The sequence below is a fragment of the Elioraea sp. genome, from assembly GCF_022842375.1.
In the GTDB taxonomy this organism is placed as follows: Bacteria; Pseudomonadota; Alphaproteobacteria; order Acetobacterales; family Acetobacteraceae; genus Elioraea_A.
Map to the genome: position 1 here is coordinate 17549 of NZ_JALHPR010000022.1, position 25747 is coordinate 43295.

The 25747-nt window shown below is 71.0% G+C and carries 25 protein-coding genes; 13 read left to right on the forward strand and 12 right to left on the reverse strand.

Going from position 1 to position 25747, the window contains the following annotated elements; translation table 11 throughout:
• Positions 1-3: 3 nt before the first annotated feature.
• On the forward strand, positions 4-516 hold the full coding sequence (locus Q0C38_RS16820) for a DUF2076 family protein (protein WP_291298273.1): 513 nt from the start codon (positions 4-6) through the stop codon (positions 514-516).
• A gap of 317 nt (positions 517-833) precedes the next feature.
• Positions 834-2672: a translational GTPase TypA gene (gene typA, locus Q0C38_RS16825; protein ID WP_291298274.1), complete on the forward strand. Its 1839-nt coding sequence runs from the start codon at positions 834-836 to the stop codon at positions 2670-2672.
• Between the two features lie 173 nt (positions 2673-2845).
• Here the strand turns inward: typA and Q0C38_RS16830 are convergent, their stop codons facing one another.
• From Q0C38_RS16830 to Q0C38_RS16840, 3 genes are read right to left on the reverse strand one after another with little or no spacing between them, the layout of a single operon-like run.
• Positions 2846-3613 carry an arylmalonate decarboxylase gene (locus Q0C38_RS16830; protein ID WP_291298275.1) on the reverse strand — a complete coding sequence of 256 codons (768 nt, stop codon included), beginning with the start codon at positions 3611-3613 and terminating at the stop codon, positions 2846-2848.
• Positions 3614-3644: 31 nt separating this feature from the next.
• Positions 3645-4034 carry a hypothetical protein gene (locus Q0C38_RS16835; protein WP_291298276.1) on the reverse strand — a complete coding sequence of 130 codons (390 nt, stop codon included), beginning with the start codon at positions 4032-4034 and terminating at the stop codon, positions 3645-3647.
• A 51-nt stretch (positions 4035-4085) separates the two neighbouring features.
• Entirely contained in the window at positions 4086-4514 is a 429-nt protein-coding gene (locus Q0C38_RS16840) for a hypothetical protein (RefSeq protein ID WP_291298277.1), read from the reverse strand.
• A gap of 146 nt (positions 4515-4660) precedes the next feature.
• Between Q0C38_RS16840 and Q0C38_RS16845 the strand changes: the two genes are divergently transcribed.
• From Q0C38_RS16845 to Q0C38_RS16865, 5 genes are all read left to right on the forward strand, one after another.
• Complete coding sequence (locus Q0C38_RS16845; protein WP_291298278.1) at positions 4661-5836, forward strand: M20 aminoacylase family protein; 1176 nt, start codon at positions 4661-4663, stop codon at positions 5834-5836.
• Between the two features lie 119 nt (positions 5837-5955).
• A complete protein-coding gene (locus Q0C38_RS16850; RefSeq protein WP_291298279.1) occupies positions 5956-7863 on the forward strand; it encodes a nucleoside-diphosphate sugar epimerase/dehydratase in 1908 nt (635 codons plus the stop codon).
• A 7-nt stretch (positions 7864-7870) separates the two neighbouring features.
• Positions 7871-9121: an AmpG family muropeptide MFS transporter gene (locus Q0C38_RS16855; RefSeq protein WP_291298280.1), complete on the forward strand. Its 1251-nt coding sequence runs from the start codon at positions 7871-7873 to the stop codon at positions 9119-9121.
• Positions 9121-9492: a DMT family protein gene (locus Q0C38_RS16860; protein WP_291298281.1), complete on the forward strand. Its 372-nt coding sequence runs from the start codon at positions 9121-9123 to the stop codon at positions 9490-9492. Before Q0C38_RS16855 ends, Q0C38_RS16860 begins: the two co-directional genes overlap by 1 nt.
• Complete coding sequence (locus tag Q0C38_RS16865; RefSeq protein WP_291298282.1) at positions 9489-10121, forward strand: class II aldolase/adducin family protein; 633 nt, start codon at positions 9489-9491, stop codon at positions 10119-10121. The genes Q0C38_RS16860 and Q0C38_RS16865 overlap by 4 nt, the downstream gene beginning before the upstream one ends.
• Here Q0C38_RS16865 and Q0C38_RS16870 read toward each other — a convergent pair.
• Positions 10103-11464, reverse strand: coding sequence for an ATP-binding protein (locus Q0C38_RS16870; protein WP_291298283.1), 1362 nt, complete (start codon positions 11462-11464; stop codon positions 10103-10105). The two genes, Q0C38_RS16865 and Q0C38_RS16870, sit on opposite strands and share 19 nt — an antisense overlap.
• Before the next feature lie 46 nt (positions 11465-11510).
• A complete protein-coding gene (locus Q0C38_RS16875) occupies positions 11511-12659 on the reverse strand; it encodes a penicillin-binding protein activator (RefSeq protein ID WP_291298284.1) in 1149 nt (382 codons plus the stop codon).
• Between the two features lie 107 nt (positions 12660-12766).
• Here Q0C38_RS16875 and rsmI point away from each other — a divergent pair, with 107 nt between their 5' ends.
• On the forward strand, positions 12767-13693 hold the full coding sequence (gene rsmI / locus Q0C38_RS16880) for a 16S rRNA (cytidine(1402)-2'-O)-methyltransferase (protein WP_408870040.1): 927 nt from the start codon (positions 12767-12769) through the stop codon (positions 13691-13693).
• On the opposite strand, the gene Q0C38_RS16885 is transcribed toward rsmI, so the two are convergent.
• Complete coding sequence (locus tag Q0C38_RS16885; RefSeq protein ID WP_291298285.1) at positions 13690-15477, reverse strand: ABC transporter ATP-binding protein/permease; 1788 nt, start codon at positions 15475-15477, stop codon at positions 13690-13692. The genes rsmI and Q0C38_RS16885 overlap by 4 nt on opposite strands.
• Positions 15478-15665: 188 nt before the next feature.
• Here Q0C38_RS16885 and Q0C38_RS16890 point away from each other — a divergent pair, with 188 nt between their 5' ends.
• Entirely contained in the window at positions 15666-16061 is a 396-nt protein-coding gene (locus tag Q0C38_RS16890) for a hypothetical protein (protein ID WP_291298286.1), read from the forward strand.
• Positions 16042-16695 (forward strand): hypothetical protein, encoded by a 654-nt coding sequence (locus Q0C38_RS16895; protein WP_291298287.1) that lies wholly within the window; start codon positions 16042-16044, stop codon positions 16693-16695. The genes Q0C38_RS16890 and Q0C38_RS16895 overlap by 20 nt, the downstream gene beginning before the upstream one ends.
• On the opposite strand, the gene Q0C38_RS16900 is transcribed toward Q0C38_RS16895, so the two are convergent.
• Genes Q0C38_RS16900 through Q0C38_RS16910 form a run of 3 tightly spaced genes read right to left on the reverse strand, consistent with a single transcriptional unit; the run spans position 16692 to position 19513 of the window.
• Positions 16692-17522, reverse strand: coding sequence for a carbohydrate ABC transporter permease (locus Q0C38_RS16900; protein ID WP_291298288.1), 831 nt, complete (start codon positions 17520-17522; stop codon positions 16692-16694). The genes Q0C38_RS16895 and Q0C38_RS16900 overlap by 4 nt on opposite strands.
• On the reverse strand, positions 17512-18381 hold the full coding sequence (locus Q0C38_RS16905) for a carbohydrate ABC transporter permease (RefSeq protein WP_291298289.1): 870 nt from the start codon (positions 18379-18381) through the stop codon (positions 17512-17514). Before Q0C38_RS16905 ends, Q0C38_RS16900 begins: the two co-directional genes overlap by 11 nt.
• 1 nt (position 18382) lies before the next feature.
• Positions 18383-19513, reverse strand: coding sequence for a mandelate racemase/muconate lactonizing enzyme family protein (locus Q0C38_RS16910; RefSeq protein ID WP_291298290.1), 1131 nt, complete (start codon positions 19511-19513; stop codon positions 18383-18385).
• Positions 19514-19578: 65 nt separating this feature from the next.
• Here Q0C38_RS16910 and Q0C38_RS16915 point away from each other — a divergent pair, with 65 nt between their 5' ends.
• Genes Q0C38_RS16915 through Q0C38_RS16925 form a run of 3 tightly spaced genes read left to right on the forward strand, consistent with a single transcriptional unit; the run spans position 19579 to position 22315 of the window.
• Entirely contained in the window at positions 19579-20346 is a 768-nt protein-coding gene (locus Q0C38_RS16915; protein ID WP_291298291.1) for a FadR/GntR family transcriptional regulator, read from the forward strand.
• A complete protein-coding gene (locus tag Q0C38_RS16920) occupies positions 20343-21620 on the forward strand; it encodes an ABC transporter substrate-binding protein (protein WP_291298292.1) in 1278 nt (425 codons plus the stop codon). The genes Q0C38_RS16915 and Q0C38_RS16920 overlap by 4 nt, the downstream gene beginning before the upstream one ends.
• Complete coding sequence (locus Q0C38_RS16925; RefSeq protein ID WP_291298293.1) at positions 21617-22315, forward strand: ribonuclease activity regulator RraA; 699 nt, start codon at positions 21617-21619, stop codon at positions 22313-22315. The genes Q0C38_RS16920 and Q0C38_RS16925 overlap by 4 nt, the downstream gene beginning before the upstream one ends.
• Here Q0C38_RS16925 and Q0C38_RS16930 read toward each other — a convergent pair.
• From Q0C38_RS16930 to Q0C38_RS16940, 3 genes are read right to left on the reverse strand one after another with little or no spacing between them, the layout of a single operon-like run.
• Positions 22312-23307, reverse strand: coding sequence for a succinylglutamate desuccinylase/aspartoacylase family protein (locus Q0C38_RS16930; RefSeq protein WP_291298294.1), 996 nt, complete (start codon positions 23305-23307; stop codon positions 22312-22314). The genes Q0C38_RS16925 and Q0C38_RS16930 overlap by 4 nt on opposite strands.
• On the reverse strand, positions 23304-24272 hold the full coding sequence (locus Q0C38_RS16935; RefSeq protein WP_291298295.1) for a pyridoxal-phosphate dependent enzyme: 969 nt from the start codon (positions 24270-24272) through the stop codon (positions 23304-23306). The genes Q0C38_RS16930 and Q0C38_RS16935 overlap by 4 nt, the downstream gene beginning before the upstream one ends.
• Positions 24265-25659, reverse strand: a complete 1395-nt coding sequence (locus Q0C38_RS16940; protein WP_291298296.1) for an amidohydrolase family protein — start codon at positions 25657-25659, stop codon at positions 24265-24267. Before Q0C38_RS16940 ends, Q0C38_RS16935 begins: the two co-directional genes overlap by 8 nt.
• Positions 25660-25747 lie beyond the last annotated feature (88 nt).

Sequence of the window (25747 nt, forward strand, 5' to 3'; positions counted from 1 at the left end):
CGCATGACCGGGGACGAGGCAACGCTGATCGCGAGGCTGTTCGAGCGACTTGGCGGCCTCGCCGGGCTCTCGCACGACCCCGAGGCGATGCGCTACGCCGCTGACCAGGCCGGGGCGCTGGCCGACCCGGCCGGGGTGATGGCGCAGGTGTTGCTGGCCCAGGAGGCGGCGATCGCCTCGCTCAGGGCCAGGCTCTCGGCGCTCGAGCGTGACCGTGCGGCGGAGGCTGCCTGGCAGGTCGGCGCGGCCCGCTACCTCACGCTCGAGGTGACTGACATGCCGCGGATGCCGGCCCCCGATGGCAGCTTCCTGCAGGGCGTGTTCGCCGCCGCTGCCGCCTTCGCCTCGGGCAAGCTGCTGATGGACGCGGAGCTTGCCGCCCCCCTCACCCCCGACGGGGGCGAGTTCCACTGGGGCGGTGGCGGCGTCGAGGTGAAGAAGGCGGTGCCGGAGGAGGATTGGTACGCCATCAAGGGCGCGACGCCCCCCGACGAGCCGCCCCCCGACCAGACCTGACGCACCCGCCCGGCGCTTGAGGGCAGCGAGCGCAGCGAGCAAGCGCGCGATGCATGGCGTTGCCCCTTGTGCTCGCTTCGCTCGCTGCCGGGGCGCGCCGCGCCCTATGGCGCGAGCCAAGGCCGCGGACGCGGCCGCCCGGCGCTTGAGGGCCTACGAAGCCCGTCACAGGACAGTCATGCTGTCTTTTTCCTCGCATCCGCCCGCCCGGGCCACTATGTGTGCCCGGAACGAAGCCGCACGGCAGACCTGACAGACCACGGGCATGCGATCCGATGTGCCCGGGGCGCTGGCGTTTGCCACAACAGGATTGCCCGATGAGCACGACCAACATCCGGAACATCGCGATCATCGCGCATGTCGATCATGGCAAGACCACGCTGGTCGACCAGCTGCTGCGGCAGTCGGGCGCGTTCCGCGACAACCAGCAGGTGGCCGAGCGTGCGCTCGACCGCAACGACCTCGAGCGTGAGCGTGGCATCACCATCCTCGCCAAGTGCACCTCGGTCGTCTGGAACGGCAACCGCATCAACATTGTCGACACGCCGGGCCACGCCGATTTCGGCGGCGAGGTCGAGCGCATCCTGAACATGGTCGATGGCGCGATCGTGCTGGTCGATGCCGCCGAGGGGCCCCTGCCTCAGACCAAGTTCGTCGTCGGCAAGGCGCTGGCCCGCGGGCTTCGCCCGATCGTCGTCGTGAACAAGGTCGACCGCCAGGACGCACGCGCCGACGAGGTGCACAACGAGGTGTTCGACCTCTTCGCCGCCATGGGCGCTGATGACGACCAGCTCGATTTCCCCATGCTGTATGCCTCCGGCCGCCAGGGCTGGGCCGACATGACGATGGACGGTCCGCGCAAGGACCTCTCGGCGATGTTCGAGCTGATCCTCTCGCACATCCCCGCGCCCAAGCTCGACGCCGACGCGCCCTTCGCGATGGCCGCGACCATCCTCGACTACGACAACTTCCTCGGGCGTGTTCTCACCGGCCGGCTCGAGCAGGGCCGCGCGCGGGTGAACATGCCGCTGAAGGTGATGCGGCCTGACGGCACGGTGGTCGAGACGGGCCGCCTCTCGAAGCTGATGAGCTTCCGCGGCCTCGATCGCGTGCCGGTCGAGGAGGCGGAGGCGGGCGACATCATCGCCATCGCCGGCCTTGCCGAGGCGACCGTCCCCGACACGATCTGCGCGCCCGAGCAGGCCGTGCCGCTGCCGGCCACGCCCGTTGACCCGCCGACGCTGTCGATGACCTTCCGCATCAATGACGGCCCGCTTGCCGGCCGCGAGGGCAAGAAGGTCACGTCGCGGCAGATCCGTGACCGCCTCTACCGCGAATCCGAAGGCAACATCGCGATCAAGGTGAAGGACAGCGAGGAGGCGGAGGCCTTCGAGGTGTCCGGCCGCGGCGAGCTCCAGCTCGGCGTGCTGATCGAGCAGATGCGCCGCGAGGGGTTCGAGCTCGCGATTGGCCGCCCGCGCGTGATCACCCGCCGCAACGAGGAGACGGGTGCCCGCGAGGAGCCGATGGAAGAGGCGCTGATCGACGTCGACGAGGCCTATACGGGCTCCGTCGTCGAGAAGATGTCGCAGCGCAAGGGCGAGCTGCGCGACATGCGCCCCTCGGGCGGCGGCAAGACGCGGCTGACCTTCCTGATCCCGAGCCGCGGGCTGATCGGCTATCACGGCGAATTCCTGACCGACACGCGCGGCACCGGCATCATGAACCGCCTGTTCGCCGGCTACGGCCCGTGGAAGGGCCCGATCGAGGGGCGCCGGAACGGCACGCTGATCAGCAACGCCGATGGCGAGGCGATCCACTACGCGCTGTTCTATTTGCAGGAGCGCGGCACGCTGTTCGTGAGCCCTGGCGACAAGGTGTACGAGGGGCTGATCCTCGGCGAGAACTCCCGCCCCGGCGACCTCGACGTGAACCCGATCAAGGAGAAGAAGCTCACCAACATCCGTGCTGCCGGCAAGGATGATGCGATGCTTCTCGTGCCGCCGCGCAAGATGAGCCTCGAGCAGGCAATCGCCTATATCGAGGATGACGAGCTGGTCGAGGTGACGCCCGCTGCCGTCCGCCTCCGCAAGCGCTTCCTCGACCCGAACGCCCGCAAGCGGGCGGAGCGGCGGTCCGAGGAAGACGCCGCCTGAGAGACCGCCCGTAAACTCTAACTGCTCCAAAAAGTGTTCTTGGGGCCGTCTGGCTTTGTGTCCTGCGCTTCCGGTGCTCACGGGCCTCCAGCCCGCTGCGCGCCGGTTCTCGGACACTGCGCCAGCCGACTCACAGCAGCGAGTTTCCAGGCAGTCTCTCGCATGCACGTGGACTAAGCGGACCTGAACAGCCTGCCCGCGTCGCTGCGCCGGTCATCGATGCCGGCGCGGCGGAGTGCGTGCCAGTAGGTCGCCGGGTTCGAGGCGATCACCGGCTTGCCGAGCGCCGTTTCCGCCTCCAGCGCCACGCCCGCGAAGGGCAGGTTGGTGCCGACCTGCACGATCGCCTCCGCCTCCGGACAGTCGAGTTCGCGCACGGCCTCGCGCAGCCGCATCAAGGGCACGCGCGCGATGGCCGCCGGGCCAGGGATCGCCATCGCGTGGCTTCGCACGACCTCATGCCCCGCCGCCTCCAGGAACCGCCTCGCCGCCCGCTCGCCCTCCGGCATGAACGGCGAGAGCAGTGCTATGCGCCGGATGTCGAGCGCGGCAAGGGCGGCGAGGATCGCATGCGTCGTCGCCGTGACGGGGCAGCCAACGCGGGCTGACGCATCGGCGAGCAGCTTGGCACCCGCCTCGCCGTCACCGACGAAATTCTCCACCATCACGCCAAGGATCACGTGATCGGGCCTCGCCGGGACGAGCGTGTCGAGCGCGGCACCAAGGCCTGCGACCATCGCGGCGCGGGCGGAGGCCGCATCGGCATCCGTCGCCACCAGCCAGTCGGGGTTCGGGATGCGCGCATGGGCGTTGATCACGCCCTCGGGCCGCAGCGCCTCCATCTCCGGCTGCACGGTGGTGTTCGTCGCCGGCGCGACCACGCCCATCACCAGGCGAAGGCCGAGCGAGTTGGTGGGGTTCAGCGGCGGTTCGTCATCCATCGGCGCAGCATGGCGCGTCGCGCCCGCCCGGTCACGCGGCGGCGGGGGCGCGTTGGCCGAGCGCAAGCCGCATCAGTCGCGCCAGGAACAGCACCGCGCCCGCGATCCACACGAGCGTGAGGGCGGTGAGCGCGCGCCCGTCTCCCGCCTCGGCGATGGCGATGGCGCCGGGGAAGCCGAGCGCCGCGCCACCGGAAAGGACGGCCTGCGCGATCGTCGCCGCACGGTTCTCGATCAGCACCGGCAGGCGTGCGTGCGCGAGCCAGATGGCAGCGACCGAGGCCCAGCCGAGGAGGTTCAGATGCGCCTGTTCCGGCGTGAGGCTGAGCGGGCCGACGCTGCCGGTCGCGACCAGCGCCACGACGGCGGCGACGGCGGCAAGGTCAGCCGCGGCAAGGAGGAGGATGCTGGGGCGCTGCATGGCACGGTATCCGGGTTGGTTCCTGTGTCGGAACCATGCGCGCGTTTCGTTTCAGGCCGATGTCGCGTGGCGCACATCGTGTTTCTCTCCTGTGCGCTGCGTCACGCCGCTGAGCGCGAGCAGGGCGAGGCGCGCGAGGAACAGCACAGCACCAGCGAGCCAGACGAGGGAGAGGGCGATCGCCGCCGCGGGGTTGCCGCTGTCGATCGAGATCGCGATGCCGAGCGGGAAGAACAGCGCCGCCGTACCCGAGAGCACGAGTTGCGCGGCCGCTGCCGCACGGTTGGCGGTGAGTTCCGGATACGCGCGGAAGGTGAGCCCCATGAGCGCGAGCGACGTCCAGCCGAGCAGGTTCAGGTGCGCGTGCACGGGCGCGAAGCGAAAATCATGCGCGACACCCATGGCGATGCCGAGACCTGTGCCCGCGACGAGGCAGAGGGCGGCCGCGGCGAGGAAGAGCAGGGGGAGGCGGTTCTGCATGACACGCTCTCGCATGGTGTTGCCGATGGCGGCTGTGTGCGCCCGCCACGTTTCAGGGTGATGTCTGACCCGACAGCCCCTCCCTTCCCCCCTTCGCCCCCGCATGCTTCCTTCCGCCACCCTCCCCCGCGTGACCGGAGCCGTCCATGCCCGTCCACAACCGCATCGCTGCCTTCGCCGATGACCTCACCGCTTGGCGGCGTGACCTTCACGCCCACCCGGAGCTCGGGCTCGAGGAGCACCGCACGGCGGCGATCGTGGCGGAGAAGCTCGCCTCCTGGGGCATCGCGGTGCACACGGGGCTCGCCGTCACGGGCGTCGTCGGCTCGCTGAAGGTCGGCACGTCGAACCGCGCCATCGCCATCCGCGCCGACATGGATGCGCTGCCGATGGAGGAAGCGAACGGCTTCGCCCACCGCTCCACCACCCCCGGCCGCATGCATGCCTGCGGGCATGACGGGCACACCACCATGCTGCTCGGTGCCGCGCGCTACCTCGCCGAGACGAAGAATTTCGACGGCACGGTGCATTTCGTGTTCCAGCCGGCCGAGGAAGGGGCGGGTGGCGGGCGCATGATGGTCGAGGAAGGGCTGTTCGATCTGTTCCCGGCGGACGCCGTCTACGGCGCGCACAACGACACCTCGCTGCCGGTGGGCGAGATGTACGTCGTCGCCGGGCCGAACAGTGCGGCCTCGGATCGTTTCACGATCCACATCGATGGCCGTGGCGGCCACGCCGCGCGCCCGCACATGACGATCGACCCCATCACCATCGGCGCGCAGATCGTGATGGCGTACCAGACACTGATCTCACGCCGCGTCGACCCGGCGGACGCCGCCGTCCTGTCGATCACGCAGTTCCATGCCGGCAGCGCGGGCAACGTGATTCCCGAGACGGCCTTCATCAACGGCACCGTGCGCACCATGAAGCCCGAGACGCAGGACCTCCTGGAAGCGCAGATGGGCGCGATCGCGAAGGCCACCGCCGAGAGCCAGGGTGCCGCGGTGCGGTTCGAATACGCCCGCGGCTACCCCATCGTCATGAACAACCCCGACGCGACCGAGCGTGCGGCGGCAGCGGCGGCCAGGCTGCTCGACCCCGCCCGCGTTCACCGCGAGAAGCCGCTCACCCTCGGCGGGGAGGATTTCGCCTACATGGCGCAGAAGGTACCCGGCTGCTTCGTCCGCATCGGCCAGCGGGGGGCGGATGGCGTGGGCGCCGTTCCCGTGCACAACCCGAAATACGATTTCAACGATGCGATCCTGCCCCTGGGTGCCAGCTATTGGGCGACCCTGGTCGAGCAGGAGCTAGCCCGAAGCTGACAGCAGGGGGCTGACCGGCCATGTTTGATCGCGGGGGGCCGCTCAACTAGGGTGCCCGCCCGCGACCGGCCGCTTGCTGCCCGAGTCGCTTCACCCGAGGCGCCCGACACCCAACGCTGATGCTGGTCCCGTCCCTCCGCCGCCTGCTCTCGCGCCGGCAGACAACGCTGCTCGCCGACACGGGCCTCGCCGCGCTCGCCGCCGCCGCTGCCTCCCTGCCCGAGATCGCCTGGTTCGGCGTTCCGCCCGAGGTGCTCGCCCCGCGCATGCTGGGCCTCGCGGCGCTGGGTTTGGGCATCTTCGCAGCCCTCGGCGTGCCGCGAGACAGCTGGCGCCACGGCGGCACGGTCGAGATGGCGCGTGCTGCGGCCGCCGCCATCCTCGCCGCGCTGGCGGGAAGCCTCATCGCCCACCTCGCCCTGCCCAACCCGCCGCGGCCGGGCACGATCGCGCTGCTGCTCCTCCTGCTGCCGAGCTTCGTGATCGGCGCGCGCGGCGCCTATCGCCTCGCGCTGCTGCTCGGCGTCCACCGCGATCCTGACGCGGCGCCCATCATCCTCGCCGGCGCCGGCGACCAGGCGGAGCTTCTGCTGCGTGCTCTCGCACGGCAGAGCGGGGCGCGGCACCGCGTCGTTGGCGTCGTCGCGGTCGATCCGAACATGGTGGGGCAGCGGCTGCACGGCGCGCCGGTGCTCGGCACGCTGCTCGAGCTTGGCGTGGTGCTCGACCGTCTCGCGGGAACGAAGGATGCGCCGGTCGCGGTCGCGGTCGCCTCGCGCGCCGTCTCCGGCCTCGCGCTGACGCAGCTGCGCGATGCGGCGGCCGACCATGGCCTGCCGCTCTTTGAGGTGCCGCGGCCGGCCGATCTCCGCCCGCGGCAACCCAGGCGCCGGCGTGACGATGCGCCCGCCGATCCGCAATCGCTGCTCGACAGGCCCGAGACGCCGATCGACCGTGCGATGATCGCGGCCGTCGCGCGCGGCAAGCGGGTTCTCGTCACCGGTGCCGGCGGGTCGATCGGGTCGGAGCTTGTGCGCCAGGTGGCGGAAGCGGGACCGGCCCACCTCACGCTCGTCGACAACGGCGAGTTCGCGCTCTACGCGATCGACATGGAGATCGCGGTCGCGCAGCCGAGGCTCGCGCGCGAGGCGGTGATCATGGACATCCGTGACCGCGAGCGCATCGCTGCCCTGTTCGCGCGCTCGCGGCCGGAGCTCGTGTTCCACGCAGCTGCGCTCAAGCACGTTCCGCTGGTCGAGGCGAACCCGCTCGAAGCGATCCTCACCAACGCCTGCGGCACCCGCAACGTCGCTGATGCGGCTGTCACGGTCGGCGCCGAGGCGGTGGTGCTGATCTCGACCGACAAGGCCGTGAACCCGACCTCGGTGATGGGGGCCACCAAGCGGCTGGCCGAGATGTACTGCCAGGGCCTCGACCTCAGGACCAAGGACGCGGCGAGCCCGACGCGGTTCGTCACGGTGCGGTTCGGCAATGTTCTGGGGTCGACCGGATCGGTCGTGCCGCTGTTCCAGGCGCAGCTCGCGCGCGGCGGCCCGCTGACCGTCACGCACCCCGACATGGTGCGCTACTTCATGACGACGAAGGAGGCCGTGGGCCTCGTGCTGCAGGCGATGGCGACGATGATCCGGGGTGGTTCCGTCGCCGAGACGGTCGAGCGTGGCGCGATCTTCGTTCTCGACATGGGCAAGCAGGTGCGCATCCTCGACCTTGCGCACAAGATGATCAGGCTTGCCGGGCTTCGCCCCGACGTCGACGTGAAGGTGCAGTTCACCGGCCTTCGCCCCGGCGAGAAGCTCTACGAGGAGCTGTTCCATGGGCGGGAGGAGCTTGTGCCGCTTGCCGTTCCCGGGCTTCTCGTCGCGCGGCCGCGCGTGGTGGACGTGCAGATCGTCGCGCGCGCGATCGACGAGGCGGGGGCCGCCGCGCGCGCCGGGCGCGACAAGCCTGCGCTCGCGCTGCTCTCGGTGATGGTACCGGAATTCGCTGCGCCCGCGGGCGGGAACTGACGGGCGCATGCGCGCGCTGCGGATCGACCGTCCGCTCGCCGTCATGCTCCTGCTCGGCTTCTCCGCCGGGCTCCCCCTGCCGCTGACCGGCTTCACGCTGCGGCAATGGTTCGCTGAAAGCAACGTTCCGCTCGGCCAGATCGGCCTCACCGCGCTGATCGGCTTCTCCTATTCGCTGAAATTCCTCTGGGCGCCGCTGCTTGACCATGCCCGCGCCCCGCTTCCCGCGCTCGGCCGCCGCCGCGGCTGGCTTGCCCCGGTGCAGGCGCTGCTCGCGGTGGCGATCGCGGCGATGGCGTTGACCGATCCGTCGCGCAATGCCACCGCAACGGTCGCCGTCGCGGTTCTCATCGCCTTCCTCTCCGCGACGCAGGATATCGCGATCGACGCGTTCCGGATCGAGAGCCTGCCGCCCGAGCGCCAGGGCCTCGGGCTTGCGGCCTATGTGTGGGGCTATCGGATCGCGCTGCTCGCGGCGAATGCGGGCGTGCTGTTCATGGTCGGGCGCACCGGCTGGCCTGGCGCGTTCCTCGCCATGGCAGGGCTGATGGCGATCGGGCTCGCGACCACGCTCTTCCTCGCGACCGAGCCGCCGCCGCCACCCGGCGTCTCGCGCGCTGGCTGGGGCAACTGGGTGTCGGCCGCTGTCGTCGCGCCGTTCCGCGATTTCCTCTCACGCCCCGGTGCGTGGCTGATCCTTGCTTTCGTCGCGCTCTTCAAGCTCGGCGAGGCGCTGGCCGGCATCATGACCGCACCGTTCTACCGCTCGCTCGGCTTCTCGCGCGAGGATGTGGCGGCCGTCGCCGGCGTGTTCGGGCTGTTCGCCACGCTCGCGGGCGTCGCTGTCGGCGGCGTGCTGGTGGCCGGGATCGGCACGGGGCGCGCGTTGGTCGTCACGGGCGTTGCGCAGATGCTGTCGAACCTCATGTATGTCCCGCTCGCGGAGTCGGGGCGGGTGGTGGCGCTGCTCTGGGCCCAGGTGGGCGTCGAGAACGCGACCGATGGGCTGGCCGATGCCGCCTTCGTCGCCTACCTCTCGAGCCTGACGAGCACGGCCTTCACCGCCACGCAGTATGCGCTGCTCTCCTCCCTCGCCGCGCTGCCGCTGCGCACGATCGGCGGTGCCTCGGGCTATCTCGCCCAGGCGATGGGGTGGACGCCGTTCTTTCTCCTGACCACGGCGGCGGCGCTGCCGGGCCTGGCCGTCATGCTCGTGCTGCTGCGCCGGTTTCCGCCAGCATCGAAGGAGACATCGTGATGACCCTCCCGCCCGCCGGCTCGTGGCCTGCCTTCGTGCTGCCGCCGATCCTGCTGCTTGGCTCCAACGTGCTGATGACCTTTGCCTGGTATGGCCACCTGAAGCGCCCGCACTGGTCGATCGGCTTCGCCATCCTCGTCTCCTGGGGCATCGCCTTCTTCGAATACTGCCTCGCCGTTCCCGCAAACCGCATCGGCTTCGGCACCTACTCGGCACAGCAGCTGAAGGTGATGCAGGAGGTGATCACCATGGCGGTGTTCGCCGGCTTCGCCGTCTGGGTCCTCGGCGAGCGCCTTACCTGGAACTACGCGGCCGCGGCCCTCTGCCTCGTCGCGGCCGTGGTGTTCATCTTCCTGCCGAGCGGGACATGAACGTGCGCGCCGCACTGGCCGAGGCTGCGCGAGAGGTCGCGCGCCGTGGCCTCGTCACCGGCACGGCCGGTAACGTGTCGCTGCGAAACGGCAACGAATTGCTGGTGACGCCGACGGGCCGTGACCTCGCGACCGTCACCGAGAGCGACATCGTCACCCTCGACGCCGAGGGCCGCGTGCTTGGCGGGGGAAAGCCGACGAGCGAGTGGCAGCTGCACCGCGCCATCCTTGCCGCGCGGCCTGACCTCGCCGCCGTGGTGCACACCCACAGCCCACATGCAACGGCAGCGTCGGCGTTGAAGCGGAACATTCCGGCCGTTCACTACATGGTGGTCGCCGCCGGCGGGGCGGACATTCCCTGCGCGCCCTATGCCACGCCTGGCGGCGAGGTGCTGGCCGCGCATGCCGCTGCCGCGCTCGCCGGGCGCGATGCCTGCCTGCTCGCCCATCACGGCGCGCTCGCTGCCGGCCCGACGCTCGCGGCCGCCATCGCGCTCGCGGTGGTGGTGGAGGACCTCGCCCGCACCTGGCTCACGCTGCTTGCCGTCACGCCCGATCCGCCGAGCCTCGGCGCCGATGACATCGCGGCGATGCGCACCGCCTGGGCGGCCTATCGCGGCTCCGCCTGAACGGCGGCGGGAAGCCAGACGGTGAAGGTGCTGCCGTGGCCTTCCTCGCTCTCGATCTCGAGCACGCCGCGGTGCCGGTTGACGATGTGCTTGACGATGGCAAGCCCGAGCCCCGTGCCGCCCACCGCGCGTGAGCGCGCGGCGTCGACGCGGTAGAACCGCTCCGTCAGGCGCGGGATGTGCAGGCGCGGAATGCCGGCGCCATCATCCGACACGGCAACGGCCACGCCCGCGCGGCGCCGCGCCTTCTCCCCGCCAGGCCCGTCGCGGCGGAGTGCGAGGCCGATGCGCCCGCCCTCGCGGCCATACTTCACGGCGTTGTCGAGCAGGTTGCCGAGAACCTGGGACAGTTGATCCGCATCGCCGACGATGTGCGGCAAACCCTCCTCGGCGGTGAGGTCGAGCGTGAGGCGACGCGCCGCGAGCCGCGGGCCCAGCGCCTCCGCGCTGCGGCGGGCGAGAACGGCGATGTCGAGCTCTGCCGTCGGTGGCGTATGCTCCGTCAACTCGATGCGCGAGAGGCTCAGCAGGTCTTCGATCAGCCGGCCCATGCGGCTTGCCTGCTCCGCCATGATCGGCAGGAAGCGGGCCTGCGCCTCGCGGTCATCGGCGGCGGGGCCGAGCAGCGTCTCGATGAAGCCGATCAGGCTGGTCAACGGCGTGCGCAGCTCATGGCTCGCGTTCGCCACGAAATCCGCGCGCATCTGCTCGAGCCGCCGCTCGCGCGTGCGATCGGACAGCACGAGGAGAAGGCGCCCGCCGTCGGCCAGCGGCGGATCGAGCAGGATGGCCTGGGCGAGCAGCTCGCGCTCGATCGGCACGGGCAGCGTGATCTCCGCGGTCTGCGGCCCGGCGCCGGCCAGTGCGCGGTCGACCGCGCTGCGAAGGGCCGGGTTGCGCAGGAGTGCGGCAAGGTCAGCCCCGTCGACGCCCAGCAGTGCGCGCGCGGCGGGGTTCAGAGCGACGGGCTGTGCATCCGCGCCGAGAACGGCAAGCGGATCGGGCAGGCGGGCGACGATCCGCACCGCTGCATCGGCGTTCGCCGCTGCCTCGACGCCGCGCTGGCGCAGGCCGCTTGCCAGCCGCGCGGAAGCCTCGGCGATGCGCTTGAGCGGCGGCAGGAATGGCAGGGCCGCGATCGCCTCTCCTGCCTCGGCTGCTTTCAGCGCTGCTGTCAGCCGTGCGATGTCGCGCTGCCAGAGCCAGCCGAGCGTGACAGCCGCGGCACCGGCGGCGAGGGCCCCGACGGTGGCCACAATCGGGTCGAGCATGCCGACGGATGCGGCGAGCGCGAACAGCGAGGCCGGTGCCGCGCCGATCGCCGCAGCGAGGGCGAGCGGCATCCATGGCGTCGGTGGCGGAAGGCGCTGCGGCATCGGCTGGGGTCGCTCAGAATGTCCGTTCGTCGAACCGTTCCGGCGCGGCCTCGACGACGCGGGAGCCGCCGCGGCTCACCTCCATCAGCGACAGGCCGCGCTGGTTCGTGCCATCCGGCAAAAGCCTGACGATGCCCAGCACGCCAGCGAAGCCGACCGGATCCATGATCGCTGCACGCGAGGCATCACGCCCCTCCGCCAGCACGGCCGCGATCGCCGCGGCATCGAACGCTACGCCCGCAACGAGCGGCGGGGTGGTGCCGAAGGCCTCGCCGTACCGCGCCTCGAACGCCGCGCGGCGCGCCTCGTCAGGTGCGCCATAGACCGTGCCGACGAGGGCGGGTTCGGTGCCGGCATCGGTCATCGCGGCGAGCAGCGGCGTGCCGAGGAAGCGCACTGGCGGGTTGTCGATGTCGTAGTAGGGCAGCAGCGAGGCGACGGCGCGCAGCCGCTCGCCCCCATCGGCGAGGATCAGCGCATCGAACTCGGGCGGCGGGATGCGGGCGTCGCGCGCGATCTCGGCCGCGCGGCGCCGCCCCTCCGCCGTGCCGAGGGCGCGGGCGGCGCGGATCTGCGCATCGATCGGCCCGCGGCGGCGGGCATAGTCGGCGAGCCGCTGCACCGCACCCGTCGGGTTGCCGGAATACACCTCCTCGCGCACCAGCGTGCCGCCCGAATCCGTGACCGCCTGGCGATAGGCCTCGAGGACCACGCGGCCATAGGGCGTGTCGGGCACGATCGCGGCGAACCGCTCCGCCCCGCCGGCGCGGGCGGCGGCAACGACGCGGCGCACAGCGGGACCTGGCAGCTGGCCGAGCACGAACACGTTGTCGCGCGCGGCGGAGGCATCCGTGGTGAAGGCCAGAACGTTCACGCCTGCTGCCCGGGCGATCGGCGCCACGGCCTCGGTCTCGGCGGCGAATAGGGGGCCCAGGATCAGGCCTGCCCCCTCAGCCAGCGCTGCCTGCGCAGCCGCCGCCGCACCATCCGGCGTGCCCCGCGTGTCCTTTGGCAGCAGCACGAGCGGGGCGTTGTGCTGGAACAGCGCGAGCGTCGCGGCATCGAGCATCGCGCGGCCGACGGCGGCCTGCGGCCCCGACAACGGCAGCAGCAACGCCGCGCGTATGGTCCCGTCGGCCCCGATCGCAGGGCGCTGAACCATCGCCGGTGCGATGGGCGCGGGCGCCTGGGCGCCAGGGCGCGGTGCCGGCGCCTGTGGCCCGGCACAGGCTGCAAGAGCTAGGGTGAGGAGACCCAGCGGGACCAGGCATGACCGGACACGACGAACCACCGTTAATCCCCCTCTCTTCCGCCGGGCCTCCGCCTGGCGGCGATGCCGCGGGCGCGCCCGGAACGCTCACACTCGTCGCCACCCCGATCGGAAACCTGGGTGACATGGCCCCCCGTGGCCTTGCCGTGCTCGCCGCGGCCGACACGGTGCTGTGCGAGGATAGCAGGGTGACCGGGAAGCTGCTCGCCCGCCACGGTATCACCCGCACCCTCACGCCCTACCACGAACACAACGAAACGGCGATGACGCCGCGGGTACTCGCTGCCCTGGCTGGCGGCAGGCGCGTCGCGCTCGTCTCCGATGCCGGTATGCCGCTGGTCTCCGACCCCGGGTACCGGCTTGTCTCGGCAGCGGTCGCGGCGGGCCTGCGCGTCACTGCCGCCCCCGGCCCCTCGGCGGCATTGACGGCGCTCGCGCTGTCCGGCCTGCCGCCGCACCCGTTCCTGTTCCTGGGCTTCCTGCCGCCGAAGGCCGGGCCGCGGCGGGCGCGCATCAGTGCTCTCCGCGCGGCGGAGGATGCGGGGCTCACGGCAACGCTCGTGCTGTTCGAGGCGCCGCAGCGCACGGGGGCGACGCTGGCCGACCTCGCCGACCTCCTCGGGCCCCGCCAGGGGGTTGTGGCGCGCGAGCTCACGAAGATGTTCGAGGAGGTTGCGCGCGACAGCCTGCCCGCGCTCGCCGCCCGCTACGCCGAGGCTCCCCCGCGCGGGGAGGTGACGATCGTGGTCGCGCCCGGCACTGGGGCGGCCGAGGCTGGCGACGACGAGGTCACGGCCCTGCTCTCCCGCGCCCTCGGGGCGGGTGCGTCGGTGAAGGATGCGGCGGCAGAGGTGGCGGCAGCGACCGGGCGAGCGAAGCGCGCCGTCTATGCGCTCGCGCTCGACATCGCCAAGGATGGCGGCTAGCGCGCGGGAGGCGGTCGCGTCAGCGCGATGCGACGCTGGTGCAGTTGCTCGATCGCCGGCCGATGCGCGATCGTCACGATCGCCGCACCTGGCAGGTGCGTGACGAGCAGCGTCATCATCTCCTCCTCGGCGGATGCCTCGAGAGCGCTCGTCGCATCATGGATGAAGATCCAGCCTGGCTTGTGCAGCAGCGCGCGCGCGATGCCGAGACGCTGCTGGTCCTCGATGCTGAGCTCCTGCTCCCATGCGGCGAACGTGCCGAGCGAGGGGATGAGCGAGGCGAGGCCGACCTCGACCAGCGCCGCCGCCGCCTCGGCGCGCGGGACGTCGGCAGGTGCGCGCGGCTCGGCGAGGATGTCGGCGAGCGTCGCCTCGGGCAGATGCGGCTGCTCGCCGATGAAGAACGGCACGGCCCCCTCCGGCAGCTCGATCCGCCCGCTGCCCCAGACCGAGAGGCCGGCGACAGCGCGGAACAAGGCTGCCGCGGCAGGTGGCGTCGCTTCGACCAGAACGCGCTCGCCCGGCGCCACGGCGGCATTGAACCGCGACACGAGCACCGCGCCCGCGGGCGAGACGAGGCTGACATCGCGGAAGGTGAGGCCGGGCCCGTTCTCCGCCACGCGCTCGACCTCGTCCGGTCGCTCCCGCTCGGGCTCGTGGCCGATGTCGGTGGCGGCCTCGTACAATGCCAGCACGCGCGCGGCGGAGGCTTCCCATTGCGCGATCAGCGGGTAGTTGTCGGACATCCAGAACAACGCCGCCGTCACCTGCCCGAAGGCGAGCGCAACCTGCATCATCGTGCCGAGGCTCATCTCGCCGTCGAAATGGCGTGGGGCGAGCAGCAGGAGCGGAAGCGCCGTGGTGAGGAAGCCGAAGCCAGCGGTGAGGAAGGTCATGCGGCGGAACGAGATCGTCTGTTCCGCCCAGGTGGCGCGCACGCGGTCGAACCGGCTCGACAGCCGGCGCCGTTCCCCTGCCTCGGCACGGGCGAGCGCGATGGTGCTCGAATGCGACACGGCCTGGAGCAGCCCGCCGCGGAACGCCGCTTCCGCGGTCTGCCGCCTGTCGGTCGCGCGCACGAGCGGGTGCCCAACCCTGACGGTGATCGCGGCGCCAAGCGAGGCGTAGGCGAGTGCGACCCATACCATGTGGCCCGGGATGGTGAGGGAGAGCACGCCTGCGCTGATCGTCACCGGGCCGGAGGTGAGCCACAGCATGCCGACGAACACGACGAACTGCAGCATCGCGTAGAGGAACGAGGAGAGGAAATCGACGACCAGCTCGCACACCACCCGCCCGTCCTCGGCGATGCGACCGTCCTCGTTCGCCTGTGCCGCGGCCGTATCCTTCAGCCGCGCATGCCGGCCATCGGTCATCCATGTCCCGATGAGGGTGAGGGTGATGTGCCGGCGCAGCGTGATCTGCAGCATCCGCCTTGCCTGCAGCGCCGAGGCATGGATCACCATCGCGCCGCCGAGGATGATGAGGAACAGCCAGGCCTGGCGCGTGAGCCCGGGCCAGGATTTCTGCTCGATCGCATCGAAGAAATCGGCATTCCAGAGCGCGAAGCGCACCATCAGCGCGATGAGTGCGCCGGTTGCCGTGGCAATGAAGGCGGCGAGCGCGAGCGCGCGCCACCGTGCCTCGCCGCGGAACACGGCGGCGAGCAGCCGCAGCATGCGCAGCGCTGCGGGCCCCGGGTGGGCCGGGCCGGGAAAGCGCGCGCGCAGGCCGGCGCGCTGGCCGATCCGCTCCGCCATGGACGAGGGGTCGTCTGGGTGCATGGGCATCTCTCTGCCGCGTGGCCACCGCTTGCTTGTGCGCCGGTGCACGCATGGGGCACCAACCAGGCCCGTCGCCTTGACCTGGATCAGCGCATCGCCGCGCCGATCCAGTAGGCTCACAAATCATGGCCAGATGCACCGGCCCTCAGAGCTTCGGGCCCCGCGCCGTTGCCTCCGCCGGCTTGGTGATGCTGCTGGCCGCCTGCATCGTCATCCCCCTGCCGCAGGGCGAGGGTGTGGTGAGCGAGGGGCGGGAGATCGCGCCGGGCGATGCGGGCACGATCGCACTTGGGCGCATGTCGCGCCCGGAACTGGTGGCCGCGCTCGGCGAACCTGCGGCGATCTGGGAGGAGCGGCGCGTGCTCATCTACGCATGGGACCGCGTGCAGCTGAAGCTGCTCTGGATCATCGCCGGCGGGATGCGTGCCGCGGGCGGCATCGTCGACGTGCCGACACATCACCTCCTGCTCGTCCAGCTCGATGATCACGATGTCGTCACGCGCGCGGAACGCTGCACACGACCGATGCACGAGGGCTTTGGCGACTTCCTGAGGACATGGGCTGATGGCAGGCGCTGTTCGTAGGCGTACCGCGCTGATGGGGGTGCTTTCCGCTGCCGCATGCGCTGTCGTTGCACCGTTCGATGATCAGGCGCTCGCGCCCGTGCGGCGCGGCGAGGCCGCCGCCGTGCTGTTGCGCTTCGTCGTGACGGCCGAGGATGGCCGCGACATCCTGCCGTTCGACCACGCCGTTGGTGATGACAGCCTCGGCCTTGCCCGCGGCGACTTCGACAGCGGCGGCGTGCCTGAGGGCCGGATCATCGCGGCGCGGTTCCCGAGCGAGGCCGCACGCCGTGACGGCGCCCTCGTTCTCCTGCTCGCGCCCGGCTACCACTACCTCGCGATCCAGGGCGCGCGGCGGACGGGCGCCCTCGCCTACCAGGCGGGATTTCGCGCCGTGCCGCGCTGGCGCATCGCGATCCCGGAGCGTGTCCCGCTCATCTACGCCGGAACGTTCCAGATTCGTGCCAACGCGATCGACCTGATGTTCGGTGATGTCGTCATCGGCGCTGTCGACCAGGCGGCGATGGTGGTGGAGGACGATACTGGCTGGGCACGCATGGCCGCAGCGCGCGACCTTCCAGGTCTGCCGCCACCTGTCACACGGCTCGCCGTGCGCCATGCCGGCCCAGTGCTGCTTGGCGTGCCGCAGCGCTAGCCTTTTGTTGCCCCCGCGCTGAGGCCGGCGACGAGATGCTTCTGCGCGGCGAGCACGAACACGAGGATGGGTGCAAGCTGGACCGTCGCGGCGGCGAACAGCACGCCCCAGTCGACGCCGTCGAAATTGCCGACCATCTCGCTCAGCACGAGCGGGGCCGTCTTGGCGCGCGTGGCGGAGAAGATGAAGGCGAACAGGAAATCGTTCCACGCGAACACGATGACGAAGACGGCGACTGCGAGCGCCCCTTGCGCGCCGAGCGGGGCGATGATGCGGATGAGCGTCATCCACCGCCCCGCACCGTCGACCGCCGCTGCCTCGTCGAGCTCGCGCGGAACCTGGTCGAAGAAGGAGCGCATGACGACCGCACCCAGCGAGACGAAGAACGTGGCGTAGAGCACGGCGAGCAGCAGGTGCGTATCGGCAAGCCCGAGCGCGTTGACGAGCGGGAATAGCGGCAGGGTCACGACGATCGGCGGGATGAGGCGAACGACGATGAGCCAGAACGCCGAGGCCTGCACCCAGCGCTGCTGGAACCGTGAGTAGGCGTAGCCGGCCGGGATGGAGGCGGCGAGCGCGATGAGCGTCGCGCCTACGGTCACGATCAGGCTGTTGCCGAGGGCTGCGAAGAAATCCGGCCACCGCTCCCACAGCGCGGCGTAGTGCTTCAGCGTCGGCGAGAAGCCGAGCGTGGGCGGCACGGCGAAGATCTCGTTCTCGGGCTTGAGCGACGAGGTGACGATGAGCACGATCGGCGCGAGCGACCAGAGCGCGATCAGCGCGCAGGCGGCGAGCTTGCCCACGGTCGCGAACTGCCTACGCCGCATCGCGTGCTGCCCGCTTCAGGCGCCAGAGATAGGGGGCGGCGAGGACGAGGGAGCCGACCACCATCAGCCAGCCCGTCGCCGCCGCCGCGCCGAAGGCGTTGTAGCGGAACGCCTCGAGGTAGAGATAGACGGCCACCACCTCGGTCGAGCGTGCCGGCCCGCCCTGCGTCAGCAGCCACACCTCGCTGAACAGGCGGAACGCGAAGATCAGCCGGAACAGCGCGGCGACCAGCAGCGCGGGAATGAGTAGCGGCAGCGTGATGCGCCGGAACGCCTGCCAGCCCGTCGCGCCGTCGATCCGCGCGGCTTCGTAGAGCTCGGTCGGCAGCGCAAGCCGCGCGGCATAGAGGATCAGGAAGGTGAAGGGCAGGTGCAGCCACACCGAGAGCAGTGCCACCAGCACCATGCCATGCGCCGGCACGACCGACCATTCGAGCATCGGCAATCCAACCGCGCGCAGGAGTGCGGAGACGTGGCCGACGTCGGGGTCGGTCATGAAGCGCCACATCACCACCGCGGCGACCTCGCTCACCGCATAGGGGGCGATCACGACCGCGAGCATCACGCGGCGCAGCGGCACGCCCGACGCGAACAGCAGCGCCATGGCGAGGCCGAGCAGCAATTCGAGATGCACGACGACGAGCACGATGACCGCGGTGTTGGCGAGCGCGCGCCAGAAATACGCATCGCCCAGCACGCGCGCATAGTTCTCGAGGCCGACGAACACGGCGGCGGCGCCATAGGACGACGTGTGGAACGAGAGCCAGACGAGGTAGAGCGCGGGGCCCGCGATCACGGCGGCGATCAGCGCCTGCGCCGGCGCGATCATGCCGAGCCGTGTCGCGAGCGCCTCGCGCATTTCAGTCCCGGATCAGGTGGCGAGCGAGCGCGTCACGGTCGAGCGTGACGCCGAGCCCAGGCGCATCGGGCACCGCGAGCCTCCCATCGGCCGTGAGCGCGCCGACATCGCCGATGACGGGGCGGGTGAGCGCTTGCCTCAGCGGGTTGTCGAACACCATGCACTCGAAGGTGAGGAAGCTCTCCGCCGCAGCCGCGAGATGCACCGACGCGGCCGAGCAGATGCCGCCCGACCAGCCGACATGCGGGGCATAGGCGACATGGTGCAGCGCCGCGTGCTCGGCGATGCGCCAGGTCTCGGTGATGCCGCCCGACCGCGCGACATCGGGCTGGATCAGGCCAAGGGTGCGATCCACCACCAGGTCGGCGCTGTCGGCCGCGGTGAAGTCGCTTTCCCCGGCCGCGAGGCGGATCGGCAGGTGGCGGCGGAGGTGGCGGTAGCCTGCGTGATCGTCTGGGTGGATCGGCTCCTCGAACCAGGCATAGCCTTCGTCCGCCAGGGCACGGCCGACGGCCAGCGCCTCGTCCGCGTCGTAGATCCAGTTGGCATCGACGGCCAGCACGAGGTCAGGCCCTGCGAGGCGGCGGAGCATGCGGATGCGGCGGATCGCGGCATCGGCTGGCCTGCCGATCTTGACCTTCACCTGCGTGAAGCCGCGCGCGCGGGCAGACGCAAGCTCCTGCTCTGCGCGCGCGTCGTCACTCCAGTTCAGCGAGGAGGCGTAGGCGACGATGCTCTGCCGCCCGGCACCGCCGAGCAGGCGCCAGATCGGCTGGCCTGCATCCTGTCCCGCGAGGTCCCACAGAGCGATGTCGATGCCAGCGATCGCCTCGATCAGCATGCCCCCCGTGCGGCCGGTGAGCGTGCCGCGCATCGCGGCCCAGAGGGCGCGGCGGTCATGCGCCGAGCGGCCGATCAGCTTCGGCGTCAGCGCCGCGTCGATGAAGCGGGCGTAGCCTGCCGCACCGCGGCGGGCGAGGCATTCGCCGATGCCAGTGAGACCGCACGCCGTCTCGACCTCGACCACGACGATCTCGAGGGCCGGCCAGTCACCCTGGCTGGTGCGCTGGGCGGTGGCCAGCGTGGCGCGGAGGGGGTGGGCGGTCACGCGGGTGATCAGGAGGTCGCTCATGCCGTAAACGTATCCGAACAGTTGGGGAGTTGCTAGGCAGGTCGTTCCGGGTCTAGCGTGGCGGGATGGACGCGTTCCACGACCCGATCGGCGCGACGCTGCTCGCCCCCGTGAAGCTGGCCGACGGGATCGTCGCGCAGCTCTCCGACGCGCTGCTCGACGGCAGGCTCGGCCCGGGCGAGGCGCTGCCGTCGGAGGCGCGGCTCGCGGAACGGTTCGGCGTGTCCAAGCAGGTGGTGCGCGAGGCACTGCACCAACTCGCTGCGGTCGGCGTCGTCGAGATCGGGCAGGGGCGGGCGACGCGGGTGCGCACGCCCGATGCCGCCCCGCTCGCGCGCATCCTCCGCTTCGCCGTCGGCCGCTCGCGCGAGGGGCTGGCCGAGGCGGTCGAGCTTCGCCGCATCATCGAACCCCAGGTCGCGCGCCTTGCTGCCGAACGTGCGGACGAGGCCGGCATCGTGCGGCTCCGCGCGATCGCCGCCAGGCTCGCGGCGGCGATGGGCGACGTGGAGGCCTGGATCGAGGCCGATCTCGACTTCCACGACCATCTCGCCGCGCTCTCTGGCAACCGGCTCGTGCGGCTCCAGGTCGCGAGCCTCAGGCCGTTGACGCATGAGGTGATGGCGCTGCTGAACAGCCGCACGCCCCGCGACGCGGCTGACTGGAAAGCCACGCTGAAGCGCCACACGCGCGTCGTCACCGCCGTCGCGGGGCGGGACCCTGTGGCGGCGGAACGTGCGATGGCGAGGCATTTCGAGACGGCGGAGGCCGCGATTGCCGCGCTCTTCGCAGAGACACAACCAAGCAAGAAGACCGGGAGGAAACACAGATGACAGCGATCACGCGCCGCACGCTGCTCGGCACCGCCGCCGCGCTCCCCGCCGGCCTGGCGTTCGGGCAGGCGGCCACGCCGCTTGCGGTGTTCGCTCACCGCGTCCACCAGACGGTGGCGACGGGCGCGCAGGGCGGCAACATCGCCGAAGCCTGGACGCGCGCGGGCAACCCGGCCGTGCAGTGGACCACCTTCGATACCGGACCGCTGTCGGAACGGCTGTTCCGGGAAGCCTCGCTCGGCGAGACCACGGTGGATGTCGGCTTCGTGCTGAACCCGCAGATGGTGCCGCGCGTCGCCTCGCTGTTCGAGCCGCTCGACCCCTGGATGGCGCGCGACCCGATCGAGGCGCCGGATGACGTGTTCAAGGGCCTGCTCGACGGGTTCCGCATCGGCGGCACGCTCGCCGCCATGCCGTTCCGCCATGCCTCGAGCGGACTGCACTACAACGCCGCGATCCTCGCCGAACGCGGCATCACCAAGCCGCCCGAGACGATCGAGGAGGTGATCGAGGTCGCGAAGCGCTGCAGCTATCGCCGCGCCGATGGCACGCCCGTCGTCGGCCTCGTCATGCCGGGCGTCACCTACCCCAACGTGATCGATCTCGCGCGGGCGTGGGACGGCGATTTCATCACGCCCGATTTCCGCATCGTGGCGAACGAGCCGCCGATGCTGAACGCGATCCGCACGCTGCGGGAGCTGTTCCAGGCCGGCGCCTTCCCGCGCAACTTCGCCACCATCCAGTCGGAGGACGTGAACACCTGGGTGCAGCAGGGCCGCGCGGCGATGGCGCTGAACTCGATGGGCCGCAACCGCATCTACAACGATCCGGCGCGCAGCAAGTTCCCCGGCGAGATCAAGACGATCGCCGTTCCGATCAGTGCGACGCTGCGCTCGCGCTTCGAGGTCGCACCCGCAAAGGTCGAGTTCTGGGGCATGGTGATCCCCAAGAACGCCAGGCGGAAGGAACTCTCCTGGAGCTTCATCAAGACGATGCTGTCCAAGCCCTCGACGCTCGCCGCCGCGTTGAACGGCAACGGCCCCGTGCGCGCCTCGACCTACGAGGATGCAAAGTTCCGCGAGAATGTCCCCTATGCCGATGAGGAACGCCGCGTATTGACGGTCGCGCGCGTGCCGATGCCCGCCTTCGACGAAGCGGCGCGGGCGGGCGACATCTTCAAGGAGGAGGCGGAGGCAGCCGTGCTCGGCATGAAGACGCCGGAGGCGGCGATGGCGAGCCTCGTGGCGCGCGTCACGCCGCTGCTGCCGAAGTGACGATCCCGACCGCCGCTCTCTCCTCGGTGCTGCTGCGCGCCGAGGGGTTGCGCACGATAGCCCCGCGCGGGCTCTCGCCGCTCGATCCGGCCACATGTCGTTTCGCCGGGCGCGCAGTCACGGTGCGCTACCTGCCGCTGCGGGAGGATCGCGCGGCCGCGCTCTCGCCCTACAACGAAGCTGCCCCCTTCTTCGATGCGTGGGAGCAGGTGCGCGCGGGCGATGTCGTGGTGATCGACGCTGCCGGCCGCGAGGATGCCGGCATCCTCGGCGAGATGTTGGCCACCCGGCTGCAGCGCCTTGGTGCGGTGGGCGTGGTGTGCGACGGCGGGATGCGCGATGTCGTCGCACTCCGCGCCCTCGGCCTGCCGGTGTTCTGCCGCGGCCCCGCGCCTGCCTCGTCCACCGCGGGGCTCATGCTCGTCGATCATGGGCTTCCCGTCGCCATCGGGGGCGTGACGGTGTTACCCGGCGACTGGGTGGCGGCAGACGAGGACGGCGTCGTCGTCTGCCCTGCGGCATCGTGGGAGAAGGCGAAGGCAGAAGTGGCGGCGCGCGAGGCGATCGAGGCCTATGTGCGGCTGCGCGTCGAGGCGGGGGAACCCGTGCGCGGCCTCTACCCGCCAACCGACGCGGTGCGCGACGCCTTCGCCAGGTGGCAGGAAGCGGGCGCGCCGCCCGACAGGCTCACCTAGGCTAGCAGCGCCGCCTCGTCGGTATCCTCGGCGAGGTGGGCGACGACATCGCCAGGCTCGACCATCGCCGGCACGCCGCGCGCGACCACGAGCCCGTCTGACTGGAACCGCAACGTCTCGCCCGCGCGCCAGGGGCGATCGGCGTCATGGAGCGTGCCGGCGGCATCGCCGGCGCGCACCGTATCGCCGAGCGTGAAGGCAGGGTCGAACAGCCCACGGCCAGGGGCGCGCACGAAATGCGCAGGACGCAGCCGCATCAGTCGCGTCGGCATCGGGGCCTCCGCCGGCAGCAGGCCGAGATGGGCGAGGAAGCGCCGCGCGGCACGCTCCGCCGCCGCAACGGTATCCGGCCGCACGCCGCCGGCACCGCCAATCTCGGTTCCGGCGATCAGCTTGCCCTGGGCGATCGATTCGGAGGTGAGCGTCCCGCCATGCGCGGTGGCCGAGACAACGACGGTGCGTTCCTGCCCGAGCGCCATGAGCGCGGCGAGGGTGCGGCGCGCGAGCTCAGGCTCGGGGTTCAGCCTGCCCCAGGCGCAGGGGATGTATTCGAGCGTCCGCCCGCCGCCGTGGATATCGAGCACCGCCTCGACACGCGGCAACAGCAGCGTCGCGATCGCTGCTGCGATCCGCTGCGTCACGGTGCCGCGCGCATCGCCGGGGAACATCCGTGCGAGGTTGCCGGAATCGAGCGGGCTGGTGCGCCGCGATGCCTTGACCGCCGGGTGGTTCATCATCGGCGAGACGATGATCGTTCCGGCGACGGAGGCAGGGTCGAGCGCATGAATCAGCCGGATGAGCGCCAGCGGCCCCTCCGCCTCGTCGCCATGGATGCCGGCCGACAGGAGCACCGTCGGGCCTCGCCCGCCGACGAGGGCGGCGACGGGGATGACAATCTCGCCATAGGCGGAGCGGTCATCGGAGTGCGCGACGCGCAGCGCGCCGTGATGCATCCCTGGGCGATCGAGATCGAGGTCGAGGAGAGCGCTCATCGGAGCTCCATGTCATCGGCATGCAGGAACAGGCCCGGTGCGCCACCGGAATGGATCAGCACGGCAGAGCCGGCGCGCGGAATCAGGCCGCCGACCGCCGCCGCGAGGCCGGCCAGCGCCTTGCCGGTATAGACGGGATCAAGCACCAGGCCCTCAGTACGGCCGGCGAGCAGCACGGCGGGCCGCGAGGCCTCGCTCGCGCGGCCATAGCCCGGGGCGATCTGGTCGTCGGTCAGCACCAGGCGATGCGACGCGTCGGTCCAGCCAAGCAGCATGGCCGTCCGCGCGATCACGTCATCGCACCAGGGGCCGAGCCGCGTAACGGGCTGCTGCACCGACACGCCGAGAACGGATGCCGTGACACCCGCACGTGGCAGCCCAAGCGCAAGGCCGCACGCCGTGAGCGCCGAGCCGCAGGCGACGACGACAGCGTCGGGCCGTGCATCGACGGCGGCGAGATCAGCGGCGAGCTCCGCCGCGCCATGCGCCCACGCCGAGGCAGCGAGTGCTGCGGTTCGTCCGGGCAGGCGAACGAGATAGGGACGCCCACCCTCGCGCCGCACCGCCTGCGCGATTGCATCGAGCTCAGCGTCGATGGCCGGGTCCCACGGGTCGGTCACGTCGGTCCAGTGGATCGCAGCACCGAACACGTGGTCGAGCAGCAGGTTGCCCTGCATCGCGGTGCCGCCGGCGCGGCGCAGCAGCAGGTGGCAGGCAAGCCCGGCGCGCGCGGCAGCACCGCTAAGCGCGCGGCAGAAATTCGACTGGCTCGCGGCAGTCGTGATCACCGTATCCGCTCCCGCCTTGCGCGCCTCGGCGAGGATCAGTGAGATCTGGCGCAGCTTGTTGCCGCCGAATGCCGTGCCGGCAAGGTCCTCCCGCTTGACCCAGAGCGCGCCGAGGCCGAGGGCGGCCGCAAGCCGGGGCGCGGCGTCGAGCGGTGTCGCTCGAAACACCTCAGGCATCGTACCAGCGCAGGCCACCAGGTGGCGGCGGGATGTCGGGGTTCGCGGCGATCATCCGTTCCCACACGCGCCGCGTCACGGCCTGCGCCTCGGCGAGCAGCGCTGGTTCGTCGATCGTCAGCACGCGGCGGTCGCGCATCACGAACGCGCCGTCCACCATCACCGAATGCACGATGCCGGGGTGGCCGTAATGCACCAGGTTCGCGATCGGGCGGATGAGCGGCCGCATCGCCGGCTGGTTGAGGTCGATCACCGTCAGGTCGGCCTTCATGCCCGGCGCCACCTGGCCGAGATACGCCTCCGCCCCGACGGAGCGCGCGGCATTGCGCGTGATCATGTCGAGCGTCTGCTCGGGCTGCGGGTCAACGCCGAGCTCCTTTGCGCGCCCACGTCCGCCACGGTGCAGGATCTGGCCGATCTTGAGGGCGTGGAACATGTCCTCCGTCATGTTGTCGGTGCCGAGCGAGATGGTGATGCCGGCATCGCGGATCAGCCCGATCAAGACGGGGTGAGGGCCGCGGCGGGATGAGTTGGCCGGGCAGTGCACCATCTGCGTGCCGCTCTCGGCGAGGATCGTGATGTCCTCGGGCGTGCAGTAGGTCCAGTGCGCGCCGACGAGGTCGGGGCCGAGGAAGCCCTCGCGGTGCAGGTATTCCGCCGGCGTGCAGCCGCGCATCGCACGCACGGCGTTGATCTCCTCCACGCTCTGCGCGAGGTGGATGGTGCGCGTCAGGCCGTGCTTCGCGGCGAGGTCACTCAGCGCGCGCAGTATCGCCGGGCTGCAATTGTCGGGTGCGTGCGCGGCGATCTGGCACTGCACGCGGCCGCCCTCGGAGCCGTGGAACGCCTCGATGCCGGCGATGGTGCGATCGAGGAACGTTCGGCCAAAGGCCTCGTCGACGGCATAGTCGCCGAAGCGGATGCGGCGCGTGTCGATGTCGGCGCAGTTCTCGGAAAGCCAGAGCCTGAGGCCAGTCGAGGCCATCTGCCGTGCGTAGGAGGGAACGTGGCGGAACGGATCGACCAGCGTCGTGGCACCCGAGCGGATCGCCTCGAGGCAGCCGAGGCGCGCCATCACCGCGCGCTCCTCCCCCTCCATCGTGTAGGAGATCGGCGACATGTAGCCGTAGACGGCGTTGCCGTCCCAGTCCTCCACCGTGCCGCGCAGCGAGGTGAGGATGGTGTGGGTATGGGCGTTGATGAAGCCCGGGAACACGGCAAGGCCGCGGCCAGGCATGCGCTCATGCGTGGGGAAGTCACGCTCCAGCGCCGCCGTCTCGCCGACCGCGGCGATCCTGTCGCCGGTGACGGCGACGGCGCTGCGCTCGAGGATGCGGCGGCCGTCGTCGCAGGTCACGACGAGGGCATTGGTGATCAGGAGGTTCATCGCTGGTCCATCTGCTCGGTCGGGCCGGTGGCGGATTGATACGCCCCCGCGAGTGTCGCATCATCTGCGGGAAACTGGAACATGGGGG